This is a genomic window from Pseudomonas ekonensis (assembly GCF_019145435.1).
In the GTDB taxonomy this organism is placed as follows: Bacteria; Pseudomonadota; Gammaproteobacteria; order Pseudomonadales; family Pseudomonadaceae; genus Aquipseudomonas; species Aquipseudomonas ekonensis.
This window is the reverse complement of record NZ_JAHSTS010000001.1, coordinates 1,683,737-1,696,448: the sequence shown is the minus strand read 5'-3', so window position 1 is coordinate 1,696,448 and position 12,712 is coordinate 1,683,737. Positions and strand designations below refer to the sequence as shown.

General features: G+C 66.8%; 14 protein-coding genes. 6 read left to right on the top strand and 8 right to left on the bottom strand.

What is annotated here, in order from left to right:
• Nucleotides 1-199: 199 nt before the first annotated feature.
• Nucleotides 200-886, bottom strand: a complete 687-nt coding sequence (locus KVG96_RS07770) for a GNAT family N-acetyltransferase (protein WP_217891476.1) — start codon at nt 884-886, stop codon at nt 200-202.
• 247 nt (nt 887-1,133) lie between these two features.
• Here KVG96_RS07770 and KVG96_RS07765 point away from each other — a divergent pair, with 247 nt between their 5' ends.
• Nucleotides 1,134-1,460 (top strand): YXWGXW repeat-containing protein, encoded by a 327-nt coding sequence (locus KVG96_RS07765; protein ID WP_217891475.1) that lies wholly within the window; start codon nt 1,134-1,136, stop codon nt 1,458-1,460.
• Between the two features lie 41 nt (nt 1,461-1,501).
• Nucleotides 1,502-1,714, top strand: a complete 213-nt coding sequence (locus tag KVG96_RS07760) for a YXWGXW repeat-containing protein (protein WP_085637608.1) — start codon at nt 1,502-1,504, stop codon at nt 1,712-1,714.
• A 6-nt stretch (nt 1,715-1,720) separates the two neighbouring features.
• On the opposite strand, the gene KVG96_RS07755 is transcribed toward KVG96_RS07760, so the two are convergent.
• Nucleotides 1,721-2,278 (bottom strand): YceI family protein, encoded by a 558-nt coding sequence (locus KVG96_RS07755; protein WP_217891474.1) that lies wholly within the window; start codon nt 2,276-2,278, stop codon nt 1,721-1,723.
• 51 nt (nt 2,279-2,329) lie between these two features.
• Nucleotides 2,330-3,235 (bottom strand): LysR family transcriptional regulator, encoded by a 906-nt coding sequence (locus KVG96_RS07750; protein WP_217891473.1) that lies wholly within the window; start codon nt 3,233-3,235, stop codon nt 2,330-2,332.
• A gap of 120 nt (nt 3,236-3,355) precedes the next feature.
• Between KVG96_RS07750 and KVG96_RS07745 the strand changes: the two genes are divergently transcribed.
• Nucleotides 3,356-4,789, top strand: coding sequence for an amidase (locus KVG96_RS07745; protein ID WP_217891472.1), 1,434 nt, complete (start codon nt 3,356-3,358; stop codon nt 4,787-4,789).
• Between the two features lie 52 nt (nt 4,790-4,841).
• On the opposite strand, the gene KVG96_RS07740 is transcribed toward KVG96_RS07745, so the two are convergent.
• Both KVG96_RS07740 and KVG96_RS07735 read right to left on the bottom strand, forming a co-directional pair.
• Nucleotides 4,842-6,197, bottom strand: coding sequence for an MATE family efflux transporter (locus tag KVG96_RS07740; protein WP_217891471.1), 1,356 nt, complete (start codon nt 6,195-6,197; stop codon nt 4,842-4,844).
• Nucleotides 6,198-6,322: 125 nt separating this feature from the next.
• On the bottom strand, nt 6,323-7,264 hold the full coding sequence (locus KVG96_RS07735; RefSeq protein WP_217891470.1) for a DUF4347 domain-containing protein: 942 nt from the start codon (nt 7,262-7,264) through the stop codon (nt 6,323-6,325).
• Between the two features lie 235 nt (nt 7,265-7,499).
• Between KVG96_RS07735 and KVG96_RS07730 the strand changes: the two genes are divergently transcribed.
• The gene (locus KVG96_RS07730) at nt 7,500-8,039 is read left to right on the top strand and encodes a chorismate mutase (RefSeq protein WP_217892453.1); all 540 of its coding nucleotides are present in this window, start codon (nt 7,500-7,502) and stop codon (nt 8,037-8,039) included.
• Between the two features lie 135 nt (nt 8,040-8,174).
• On the top strand, nt 8,175-8,576 hold the full coding sequence (locus KVG96_RS07725) for a hypothetical protein (RefSeq protein WP_217891469.1): 402 nt from the start codon (nt 8,175-8,177) through the stop codon (nt 8,574-8,576).
• Between the two features lie 77 nt (nt 8,577-8,653).
• On the opposite strand, the gene KVG96_RS07720 is transcribed toward KVG96_RS07725, so the two are convergent.
• On the bottom strand, nt 8,654-8,989 hold the full coding sequence (locus KVG96_RS07720) for a hypothetical protein (RefSeq protein WP_217891468.1): 336 nt from the start codon (nt 8,987-8,989) through the stop codon (nt 8,654-8,656).
• Nucleotides 8,990-9,163: 174 nt separating this feature from the next.
• Between KVG96_RS07720 and KVG96_RS07715 the strand changes: the two genes are divergently transcribed.
• On the top strand, nt 9,164-10,840 hold the full coding sequence (locus tag KVG96_RS07715; RefSeq protein ID WP_217891467.1) for a sensor domain-containing diguanylate cyclase: 1,677 nt from the start codon (nt 9,164-9,166) through the stop codon (nt 10,838-10,840).
• Nucleotides 10,841-10,881: 41 nt separating this feature from the next.
• Here the strand turns inward: KVG96_RS07715 and KVG96_RS07710 are convergent, their stop codons facing one another.
• Nucleotides 10,882-11,286, bottom strand: coding sequence for a c-type cytochrome (locus tag KVG96_RS07710; RefSeq protein WP_217891466.1), 405 nt, complete (start codon nt 11,284-11,286; stop codon nt 10,882-10,884).
• 91 nt (nt 11,287-11,377) lie between these two features.
• On the bottom strand, nt 11,378-12,709 hold the full coding sequence (locus KVG96_RS07705; protein ID WP_217891465.1) for an aminotransferase-like domain-containing protein: 1,332 nt from the start codon (nt 12,707-12,709) through the stop codon (nt 11,378-11,380).
• Nucleotides 12,710-12,712 lie beyond the last annotated feature (3 nt).

Sequence of the window (12,712 nt, the reverse complement as noted above, 5' to 3'; positions counted from 1 at the left end):
GCCCGCGCACCTTCCTACGATGGAGTGACGCAGCCGCTGGTCCGCCAGACCGCTGCGTAGGCGCGGGTGCATTGAACCCCTATCAAGCCCGCGCCTCGCTTCATGCGCATCTTGAGCCTCACGGGCTCTACTTCCTCCCCATCAAAGAGTCTTGAGGCTCTTTTTTTGTCTGCGCGAACCGGTGCCGCCGTTCGGGGAATCAGTGCAGGGTCAGACGCTGGCGGACAAACGCTTCGGTGCGCCGCGTCACCTGGTCCAGATGCCGGTCGCGCTGCTTTTCCGCATCGAGCATCGCCCGCTTGCCGTGCTTGTGCAGCAGGTAGGTGTGGATCTGCTGCACCTCCAGCGAACGGTAGATCGGTGTCGTGTCGATGAAACCGGCCAAGCCGCTGCTGCGGTGATGGCGGGTGCTCATCAGCACCTGCGTCGCCCGTTGGCCGATCACCTGAAAGCCCATGGCCTCGAAGTACGGCACCTTGCCCACGGTGCACGTCAGTTCGGCATGGGGGTAGCGGGCCAGCATCTCGCCGACCATCGCCCGCGCCACGCCTTGCCGCCGATACCCTTCACGCACGGCCAGGTAGGCGACGTTGCACGCTTCCCAATCGCCCTGCACCGGCAAGTACAGCAAGAACCCGGCGACCTGCTCCGGATCGTCCTCGTCAGTGGCGACCAACAGTTCCGCCTCCGTGCCCTTCTCCCCGTTCAACGCCTCCAGGTACAGGTGCACCTCGTAGCCGACCGCGTACTGGTAGACGTTGTACAGCAGGTTGCTGGGGCCCAGGCCGATGGCGCTGATGTCGGTCAGGTAATCGACCACCATCTGCAGAATCTGGCTGTTGATGCCTTCGGGGCACGGGGACTTGAAGTGGGTGATGCGGGGCATGGCGGACTCCGGCGTAAGGCACAGTCGCCGGGCGACTGATGCCCGGCAAGCGGCGACATCATACCTTGTGCGGGGGATTGCGGCTGTCCGTCGGATCCGGCGGCGCATGGCACCGCCGGGCAACCGCTCAGGCAGGGTGCCGTGCGGCTGACAAAAATTTCATTTGCCCGGCGGCGGATCTTTCGCCGATTCGGCGTCCAATTCTTCAACTGCGCTCACTTTCCGAGGCAGGCCTTGAGGAGTCGTCATGAACGTTGTCCGTTCGTTGTCCCGTTGGCGCAAAGCGCTGCTGCTGGTGCCGTTGACGTTCGCGGCGCTGGCCGGCACGCCGGTATTCGCCCAGCCCGAAGTCATCATCCGGGAAGCGCCGCCGCCGATGCGCGTGGAACCGATGCCCGGCGCTCGCCCCGGCTACGCCTGGGATCCGGGCCACTGGCGCTGGGAAGGACGCGGCTACGCCTGGGTGCCCGGCCACTGGCAGCCGGTGGCGCGCCACGGCGCCCGCTGGAAACCGGGGCACTGGCAGGCGCGCGGGCCTAACTGGTACTGGATCGAAGGCCATTGGGTGCGCTGACCGTGAACCGACCGCAAATGCCCCTCTTCAGGAACACCGTCATGTCGCGATCCGTCAAAACCCTGATCGCCGCCGCGCTGGCGGCGATCACCCTGTCCGGCTGCGTCGTCGCCCCGGCCCGGCCGCACCGGCCACCGCCGCCGGTGGAAGTGGTGCCGGTCATGCCTGCGCCGGGCTATCACTGGGTGCAGGGCCACTACCGCTGGGGCGGCAACCAGTGGCGCTGGGTGCCGGGGCATTGGCGGGCCTACTGAGGCCCGTCACTGCTGCGGCGCCACCACCTTGAACTTGATGTCGATGTCTTTCGACACCACGGTGTCCGCCCACTCCCCCGCGCCGAGGCCGAAGTCGTCGCGCCTGAGCGTCAGCTCACCGTCGAAGATGCCGATGCCGTTGCCCGGTTTCAGGTGCACCGGCACCTGCACCTCGCGGGAAATGCCCTTGAGGGTGAGCCGGCCGGTGACCCGGTAGCGGTCGTTGCCGACCGGTTCGAAGCGGCTCGACTCAAACACCGCCACCGGGTATTTCACAGTGTCGAACCAGGCCGGCTTCACCAGTTCGGTGTTGGCGTCCTCGCTGCCGGCGTCGATGCTGGTGAGGTCGATGCGCAGCGTGGTGCGGGCATCGGCGAGGCGGTCGGTGTCAAGGTCCAGGGTGGCGTCGAACCTGCCGAACGTGCCGTACATCCGCGAGCCCATCTGGCTGTAGGTGAAACTGATCTGGCTGGCCGCCGTGTTGACCCGCTCGTACTCGGCCGCCGACGCGGCGGACACCGCGCACAGACACGACACAGCCGCCAACAGCCATCGGGTCGACATGGGACTCTCCGTTCACGGGCACCTCGATTGACTTAAGCAAACATCCGCCGCTCATGCCACATCGCCGGCCATGTGCGCCTTCAGGTAAGCGATCAGCGCGGTGACCTTCGGCGACGGCACGTGCTCGCGGGCGGTCACCGCGTTCAGGTCCTGGGGCGGGCCGATCCACTCGGGCAGCACCCGCACCAGCCGCCCGGCCCGCACATCCTCATCCAGGCTCTGTTCGATCGCCAGCGTCAGCCCCTCGCCGGCCAGCACGGCGTCGCGCAGCAGCGCGGGGTCGTTGGCCAGGATCTGCGGGTCGACGCGGTAATCCTTGAGCCGCCCGCCGGCCCGGCGCAACGGCCAGACATAACCGACATCGCGCCGGGCCTGGTGCAAGGCCAGCGTCCGGTGCTGCATCAGGTCTTCGGGACCTGCGGGATGGCCCTCGCGCTCAAGGTAGGCCGGCGCGGCGAACAGGCCCGTGGGAAAGCTCGCCAGCCGACGGGCGATCAGGCTCGAGTCCGGCAACGCGCCGAGGCGCAGCGCCAGGTCGATCTTCTCGCCCACCAGATCCAGCGGCACATGGGACGCCAGGATCTCCAGGCGCACCTGCGGATAGCGTTGGCGAAACCCGGCCAGCATCGGCGCGAACCAACTGACGCCGAACGAGAACGGCACCGTCACCCGCAGCCAGCCGCGGGGTCCTTCGCGCAACTGCTGCACGGCGTGTTCGGCCTGCTCCAGGGTGTCGGCGACGGACTGGCATCGCTCGTAGTACACGGCGCCGGCCTCGGTCAGGCTCAATTGGCGCGTGGTGCGGCGCAGCAGTTGTGCGCCGATGGCCTGCTCCAGCTCCCGGACCCGCCGGCTGACCGTGGTCTTGGGTATCTGCAGGGCATGGGCCGCCGCCGTGAAACTGCCCAGGCGCACCACCTGCAGGAACACCAGCGTATCGTTCAAATCGCGCTTCATCCGTACACCTTCCCGACGGCGGATTATGCCGCTTGCGGCACATTGCATGCCGGGATTATGGGCTAATCAGCACCGCCGGTGCGACATAGGATCAAGCCTCCCCCTACTGGAGTGCCCCTGATGAAGCTCGAAGAATACGCCGCCCACGACGGCATCGGCCTGGCGCGGCGGGTCGCCGCCGGCGACGTCACCCCGCAGGCCTTGGCCGACTTGGCCAGCGAAGCCGTGCAGCGGGTCAACCCGTCGCTCAACGCGGTGATCGAACACTGGGCGCCGACCGTGACGCCCGGCAGCGGCCCGTTGGCCGGCGTGCCGTTCCTGATCAAGGACCTGGCCATCACCGCCGCCGGCCGCCGCAACGAATTGGGCAGCCGCCTCGCCCAAGGGCTGGTGGCACCGAACGATTCCCACCTGATGCAACGCTTCAACGCCGCCGGCCTGGTCACGCTGGGCCGCACCACCACGCCGGAAATGGCGTTCAGCACCGAAACCGACTCCGTCCTGCAAGGGCCGACGCGCAACCCGTGGGATCCGCAACGCTCCGCCGGCGGTTCCAGCGGCGGCGCCGGGGCGGCCGTCGCCGCCGGCATCGTGCCCATTGCCCACGCCACCGATGCGGCGGGCTCGATCCGGGTGCCGGCGGCGTTCAACGGTCTGGTGGGGCTCAAACCGACCCGCGGCCGCAGTTCCCATGGGCCGGTGATGGACGAAGTGTTCGCCGGGCTCGGCGTGCAGTTGGGCCTGTCGCGTTCGGTGCGCGACAGCGCGGCGTTGATGGACGTGGTGCAAGGCTGTGCGCCGGGCGACCCGTACCACACCGCCGCGCCGGCCGAGGGTTTTCTGGCCCAGGTCGGCCGCGATCCGGGCCGTTTGCGCATCGGCGTGCTCGACACGCCATGGAACGGCGCCGCCGTCGATCCGCAGATCAAGGAGGCCCTGTCCGCCGCAGCCCGCGAACTCGAATCGCTCGGCCACCGGGTCGAGACCGCGCAAGCGCCGCTGGGCGTCTCGTGGGACGCCTTCGTCGAAGCCAACGCGCACATCTGGTGCGCGAGCCTGGTGCGCTGGATCGACCACCTCGCCGGTGTCGCCCGCCGGCCCGTCGACCGCAGCACCCTGGAACCGGCCACCCTCGCCTGCTACGCCTTCGGCCAGCAATCCCGGGGCACGGACTTCGCGGCGGCGCTGGAACTGCGCAACAGCATCGCCCGGCAGGTCGCCGCGTGGTTCGGGACGGTCGATGTGCTGCTGACCCCGACCCTGCCGCAATTGCCGCAGGCCCTCGGCACCTACAACCACGGCGCCGAGCGACTGGACGGTCGGCAATGGACGGCACGGGTGTTCGAACATTCGCCGTTCACGCCGGTGTTCAACGTGGCGGGAACCCCGGCGATTTCGCTGCCGTTGGGCCTGTCCCGCAGCGGACTGCCGATCGGCCTGCAACTGGCCGCCCGCTTCGGCGCCGATGACGTGCTGCTGCGACTGGCGGCGCAACTGGAGCAGGCCCTGCCGTGGCGGGCTCGCCGCCCTCCGCTCTGGGCCGGCAGCGCCTGACCGGCAAGCAGCCATCCCTGGGGCGAGGAAGCTTGCTCCCTCGCCTCAGGGGCTACACCAGCCGTTCGATCTTCTGATGCTGCCAGACCATTCTGTAATACAGCGTCTGCAGCACCAGCATCCCCAGGTACGCCAGCGGAAAGGCCATCCACACGCCCTGAAGGCCGTACTGCCCGTCCAGCCAGTAGGCGGCCGGCAACTGCACGCCGACCACACACAAGATCGCCACCCCCACCGGCACCAGCACCGTGCCGCTGGCGCGCATGATCCCGCCGATGATCGCCTGGAAGCCGAACACCAGCAGGCTCCACAGCATGATGTGCAGCAGGTGCTCGGCCATTGCCCGGGTCGCGTCCTCGGTCAGGAACAGCCCCAGCAACCAGTGCGACGCCAGGTAGCCCAGCACGATCAGGCCGCCGGTCAGGCCCACGTTGATCCAGAGCCCTGTGCGCAGGATCGGCCCCAGCCGTTCGAGCCGGCCGGCGCCGATGGCTTGGGCGCCGAGGATCGACGCGGTGATGGCGATCGACAGCGCCGGGAACTGCACGTAGTTGACGATCTGCGTCACCGCGCCATAGGCCGCCGTCGCCTGGGAACCGTGCTGGTTCACCAGCGCCAGAATCACCAGTTCCGACAGTGACAGCACGATCATCTGCACGCCGGTCGGCAGGCCGATGCGCAGCACCTTGCCCAGGATCGCCCCGTCCAGGCGCAGCGCCGCGAAAAACTCCCGGTCCGGCGCCAGCGGGTGCCCCTTGCGGATCAGCCGCCACGCCAGCCAGCCCATCGCCGCCAGGTTGCCCGCCAGCCCCGCGTACGCCGCGCTCTGGATGCCCATCTGCGGCAACCCCAGCCAACCGCGGATCAAGGCCGGCGTCAGCGCCAGGCCGACGCCGGTCGAGACCATCAGCGCCAGCAGCGGCGACAGCGTGTCGCTCACCCCGCGCAGCAACTGGGTGAACAGCACGAACACCAGCATCGACGGCAGAATCCACATCATCACGTGGGCATAGGCCACCGCGTCGTCCAGCACATCCGCCGGCGTGCCCAGCCCCTGCAACGCCGGCCGCGCGAACACGCTGCCCAGCACCGCCGCCGCCAGACCGATCAAGACGCCCAGCAGCAACGTCGCCCCGGAGATCGCCTTGACCATGTGCGCCTCCCGCGCGCCCCACGCCTGGCCGATCAGCACGCCCGCCCCGGCACCGAGGCCGATGACCAGCGCAATGAAGAAAAAGATGATCGGGAACATCCCCGACACCGCCGCCAGCGCCTGGGTGCCGAGCATCTGGCCGATGTAGATGCTGTTGACCGTGCCGGACATCGATTGCAGGAAGTTCGACAGCACCATCGGCGCCAGGAACAGAAAGTAGGTTTGCCAGAGGGGGCGTTGGGCGGGATTGGACATTGAGGATCCGTCTCGGGGTGGGCAGGTTCGACGGATAGTACGCTAGTCGCAATGAAGACTGACGCACAGGCCATGCTGCGGCGGCAGATCTTTTGTCCGACGCCCGTCGAACCGGGCGGGTCAAGTCAAATGTCAAACACCGGTATTTGTTCGCTTGCGTAGTGCTTGATCTCATCCGCTGAAAATACGGCATAGCACTCGTCGCACAACGCCGTCGGCCGTTGGCCCATATTGGGCATCAAATGCACTGTCCCCTGGGCACCATAGACGGCCCTTGCGCCGGAAGAGCTTCGAAGCTCGATGGCCACCCGGCCACCTGCCGCGCTATTCAAGAAATTGCACGAATAGATGCCGATGGCCAAATCCGCGCCGAACAGGCTTTGCAGCTTGGCGCCAAAGGCTTGGGCGCTGGAGTAACGGCGCCCCGTTTCAGCCTCGGCAATGAAGTTCTCGTCCTTCACATCATTCGGGTCACCGATGTAAAGGCATCCCTCTCGACCGTGGGTCACAATCAGGATCGTGTCGACGACCGCAACACCCTTTTTCTGCGCCGCAATCATTTCGAGACGTGCCACCACACTGCTCAATGTCGAGTTGGCATTGATCAGCCAACAAGGACGGCCGAGCTTTTCGCTCCAGCACTCAATTGATTTGGCAAACGCCGCGCCGGAGTCGCCCCTGCTCTTTTCATCCAGAAAATCATGGTAGATGACCACGATGCCCCGCACGGGAAGTGGACCCAGCAAGTTGCCTGTCACCAATTCAATGGCGTAACGGAAGTTAATGGACACGACCTGACTCGCGTCCGTCGGAAAATGATTCACCTCAGTCGTCAGCACGACTTCGGTGCCTACCTGAACATATGGCTTTTCCGTGTCGTCCGCCCAGGGCGCATTGTCGCTTGCGTTGTGGATCTTGGTTTTGTCCAGATTGATCCGCACCAACGCATTGGTCGACAGCGCGACCAGCAACGTCCGGCCACTGCTCAGATCCTTGATGATGGCCCTGTCGGGCTTGCCCTTGACATGCTTGGCGAGTTGGGTGACCACTCCATACCAGAAATACATCTTGCCACTCCTTTGGCTGGTGAACCGCGCCTGACCGCGCGGGGCAATTATGGTCGACTATCGACAGATCGCGAGCCGATGATCCAGCCCTCGGAGGTCTGCGCAGCCAACCTGCGCACCAAGGGCGACCGCACTCGCGATCGAACGCCCGATACGAATGCGAGCCTTTGGTTCAAATGTGGTAAACAACAGCCCCCTTCATCGAGGTTGCACCGTGCCCCGTACCCTATGTTTGATGACGTGCGCCGTACTGACGACGCTCACCGTCACCGCCCACGCCGCTCCATCTCCCGAATCCTTGAAACCCTTGCTGGAGACACTCAACGAACGCCTGAACATCGGCGACCTGGTGGCGCTGACCAAATGGGACAGCGGCAAGCCGATCCAGGACAGCGCCCGGGAAGCCCAGGTGATCACCAATGCCCGGACGCTGGCCGCCGAGCAAAAGCTGGATCCGGAAGACGTCGCGCAATTGATCGCCGCCCAGATGGAAGCCAACAAACTGGTGCAGTACGGCCTGCTGGCGCAGTGGCAGGCGGCCGGCGCCGCGCCGGACACGCCGCGCCCGGACCTGGGCAAGCAGATCAGGCCCCGCCTCGATGAACTGCAGACCCGGCTGCTGCAGCAATGGGCCGCCTTCGCGCCCTATCGCCATGACCCGGACTGCACGGCGTGGCTGGCCGGGGCGCGCAAGGGGCTGACCCGAGACGCCCTGCACGAGCTGGCCCTGATCCGCGCCACGGGCGAATTATGCGTTCGCCCCGCGATGCCTTGATCGGGTGGCACGACGTTCATCGCCGCCCTCATCGGCGGCGTCGATAGTCACCATCAGCGCAATGAAGTTCTCTTAAAAAATCCCGGGCGTAACATCGGCTCCATACCCACCGACAACACCCCGGAGCACACGATCATGAAACGCCAAACCATCCTCGGCATCGCTTTCTCGGTACTTGCGCTGAACGCTTTTGCAGCCCCTTCCGCCCAAACGACGGTCGCCGAAGGCGGCTCGGACAAACTGATCGAAAGCCGTTTGGCCGAAGGCGGTTCGGACCGTCTACTGGAACGCCGCGTCGCCGAGGGTGGCTCGGATCGTCTGCTGGAGCGCCGAGTCGCTGAGGGTGGCTCGGATCGTCTGCTGGAGCGCCGCGTCGCCGAAGGTGGCTCGGACCGTCTGCTGGAACGCCGCGTCGCCGAGGGTGGCTCGGACCGTCTGCTGGAGCGCCGCGTCGCTGAAGGTGGTTCGGACCGTCTGCTGGAGCGCCGCGTCGCTGAAGGTGGCTCGGACCGTCTGCTGGAGCGCCGCGTCGCCTGACCCCGACCAGTGCACCACCGCATCGCCCATAAAAAAACCGGCCTGATCAGCCGGTTTTTTTTCGCCTTCGCCGTCGCTTACTGCGCGGTTTTCAGCTTGATCACGTCGCCCGACACCTTGGTGGTGTAACCGGTCAGGACCCAGGCCCAGAACCAGTTTTCCTGAACCTGGGTGTTGATCATGGCATCGCCGCCACGGGCCTGGATCGCGGCGCTCTGGGCGCGGACGAAACGGCTGTTCTGACGGATCGGGATGCAACCGAACAGCAGCAGGCCGGTGGCTTTGGCTTCGCTGTGGCCAATCACGGTGTATTGGCTGCTGTCGTAATGCTGGGTGTTCATCGGGGTGCCGGTGCAACCTGCCAGAACCGCACCGAACAGTGCGGCGGCGACGACTTTGCTGAGGTACTTCACTGCGTGACTCCATAAGGTGAACGCCCGGGATCCATCTCTCGGGCGGCGCACACTTTACCGGACGCGATAGCTCATTGATATCAATCTTGGCCGTTTTCTCGTCCCGCACTCACTGGCAGCCCGACCGCGAATGCGCCTACCATGGCGCCACACCAATAAGAACAGACACCGCCCATGCTCAAAGCCAGTCTGCGAAGCCACCTGACTCTCTGGTTTGCCGGCCTTTCTCTCCTGACGCTGCTGAGCGTCGGTTTCTACATCGGCCACATCGCCACCGAACAAATGAAACAGGCCAGCGGCAACGCATTGCTGAGCAACGCGCGTTCGGCGGCGGCGCTGCTGGGCCAGCAGTTGCGCGAGCGGCAACTGGAGGTCTACCTGCTCAGCCGGGCGCCGCACCTGGAGCGCGGCGACCTGGACAACCCGGCCATCCTGACCTCGATGAAGCTGCGCAGCGAGGCCCGCGCCGAATACGCGTGGATGGGTGTGGCCGACGCCGAAGGCCGGGTACACCAGGCCGTCAACGGGCTGCTGGTGGGCCAGTCGGTGCAGCAGCGGCCGTGGTTCCAGGCCGGCCTGCGCGGAGAGTACACCGGCGACCCGCACGAGGCCGTGCTGCTGGCCAAACTGCTGCCGGGCCTGCCGAACGGCGAGCCGCTGCGCTTCATCGATTTCGCCGCGCCGATCCACACTGCCGAAGGCCGGGTGATCGGCGTGCTCGGCGCCCACGCCCACTGGAGCTGGGTGACGCGGATCGTCGAGTCGGCGGTCTCGCACAAGGATGCCGCGCCGGACATCGAAGCGCTGATCATCGACCACGACGGCAAGGTGCTGTACCCCGAAGCGCTGGTCGGCCAGCAACTGGCGCCCACCGACCCCGCCTCGCCCGGCTGGATCGCCGCCAACGGCTACCTGACCGCCCAGGTCACGGTGCCGACCCCCGCCAGCACGGCGCTGTCCTGGTCGATCGCCGTGCGCCAGCCGCTGGACACCGCCCTGCAGCCGGCGCGTTCGCTGTTCCACAAACTGCTGTTGCTGGGCGGCATCGCCGCCGTCGGGTTCGCACTGGTCGGCCACTACCTGGCGCTGTACCTGAGCCGTCCGATCGAACACCTGGCCCGCTCGGCCCGGCAGGTGCAGAACCACGAATCCGGCGCGCGCTTCGCGCTGCAGCACCCGGTGCAGGAGATCGCCCAGCTCGGTCAGTCCATCGACGCCATGACCCGCTCCCTGCTCGGCAAGGAACGCGAACTGCAACAGGCCAACGCCTCGCTCGAAGCCACGGTCGCCCTGCGCACCGCCGCCCTCACCCAGGCCAACGCCGAACTGCTGAAGCTGGCGACCCACGATGCCTTGACCGGCGTCCACAACCGTCGCCGCTTCGACGAGAAACTCACCGAATACAGCCTGCTGTTCCGCCGCACCGGCCGCCCGTTCGCCTTGCTGCTGATCGATGCCGACCACTTCAAGCGCACCAACGACACCTACGGCCACGCGGTCGGCGACGACGTGCTGCGGCAACTGGCGCAGCTGATCCAGGCCAACACCCGCGCCACCGATTTCGTGGCCCGCTACGGCGGCGAGGAATTCGCCGTGCTGCTGCCGGAAATCGCCAAGCCGGACACCCCGGACATCGTCGCCGAAAAGATCCGCGCCGCCGTCGCCGAGGCGCACTTCCCGGTGGTCGGCCAGATCACCGTGAGCATCGGCGTCGGCCTGGCCGACCCGGCCGACAATGCTCCCACCGCACTGGTCAGCCGGGCCGACCGGCAGTTGTATCAGGCCAAGGCCGAAGGCCGGAACCGGGTGGTGTGCCAGGCGTCTTTCGGCGAGATGAACCGGCAGGGATGAGCTGGCAGGGATGAGCCGGCAGCGATAAGCCGGCGAAGCGTTCAGGGGCGTGCCGCGGATGCGTCCGAGAAGCTGCCCAGATACGCCAACAGGTTGTCGATCTTCTCTTCGTCGCTGAGCCCCCAGAAGATCATCCGCGTGCCCGGCACCACGCCTTTCGGATCCTTCAGGTAGGCCGTCAGCGTCTCACGGTCCCAGGTGATGCCCGAGCCTCTCATGGCTTCGGAGTACACATAGTTGGCCGATGTCCCCGCCACCCGGCCGATGATGCCGTTGAGTTGCGGGCCGAACCCGGGACGGGCGGACTCGCCCACTTGATGGCAACCGCCGCACAGGCGCGGAAAAAGCTTGCCGCCGGCCTCGGCGTCGCCGGCGGCGTGGGCCGGAAGGCTCAGGAAGGCCATGTTGAGGATCAGGGCGAGGGTCAGCGAGACGGTGTTTTTCATCGGGGTTCCGGACAGGCCAGGCGGGCGGCGTAAGGGTGATCTCCACGTTAGCTTCAAGCTTCAAGCTTCAAGCTTCAAGCCAACGAGGACATTAGAGATAAGCGTCCACCACTCGCCTGACCTTGATCAAGGCCTGGCGCAAAACGTCCATGCCCACCGACCCCAAAGCCAGCCGGATCGCGTGCGGCACATGAGCCGACACGGTGAACGGCTCCGCCGTGGTGACCGACACTTGGCCGCGCATCAGTTCGGCCACCACCTGGTCGGCCCGGGCGTCCTCCGGCAGCGGCAGCCAGAGGAAATACGACGAAGGATGGCCGACCACCGGCAGCCCTTCGAGCACCTCCACCGCGAGCGCCTGTCGGGCCCGGGCGTCGTGGCGCTTTTCCTCCTCCAGCCGCTCGACCGTGCCGTCGTCCAGCCAGCCGCAGGCGATGGCGGTCATCACGCCGGGGGTGTTCCAGGTGGTGGCGCGGATGATGCGCTCCAGCGCCGGCACCGTCGCCGGCGGTGCGGCGATGAAGCCGACGCGCAGGCCGGTGGCGATGTTCTTGGACAGGCCTGAGACGTACACCGTGCGCTCCGGCGCCAGCACCACCAGCGGGGACGGCGCGTCGTCGGCCAGAAAGGCATAGGCCGCGTCTTCGATGAGGATCAGGTCATGCCGGCGGGCAATCGCCGCCAATTGCTCCCGCAGAGCCAAGGACAGCACCCAGCCCAGCGGATTGTGCAAAGTCGGCATGCAGTACACGGCGCGCACCGGACGGCTGCGGCAGAGGGTGTCCAGCGCCGCCAGGTCCGGCCCCTGGGCGGTGACCGGGATCGCCACCACCTCCAGGTGCAGCGCCTCGGCCAGCACCTTGAAGCCCGAATAGGTCAAGGCATCGGCGGCGATGACATCGCCGGGCTTGAGCATCGCCATCAGCGTCACCGCCAGCCCCTGCTGCGCGCCGTTGACGATCAGCACCTGACCGGCCTCGACCGACAATCCACGGCTGCGCAGGTGACGGGCGACCGAGGCCCGTTCGTGCTGGCGTCCGGCGTGGGGCTGATAGCGCAGCAGCGCCTCCAGGTCGCCGGACAACGCCAGTTGGCGCAACGCGGTGCGCAACAGGTCGTCCTGACCGGGCAGCGACGGATAGTTGAAATTGAGATCGATCATGCCGACGGCGACGTCTTTCTGGTCGATGCCCTGCCCCGGCGACAACGAAGTTTCGCGCACGAACGTGCCGCGCCCGGTCTCGCCGCTCACCAGCCCCATGGCCTCGAGTTCGGCGTACACCCGCGAGGCGGTGACCAGCGCCAGCCCTTCGCGGGCGGCCAGTTGCCGGTGGGTCGGCAGGCGGGTGCCGGGCGCCAGATGCCCCGAGCGGATGTCGGCCGCGTAGAGGTCGACCAGGGACTTGTAGCGGGAACGGGGCATGCC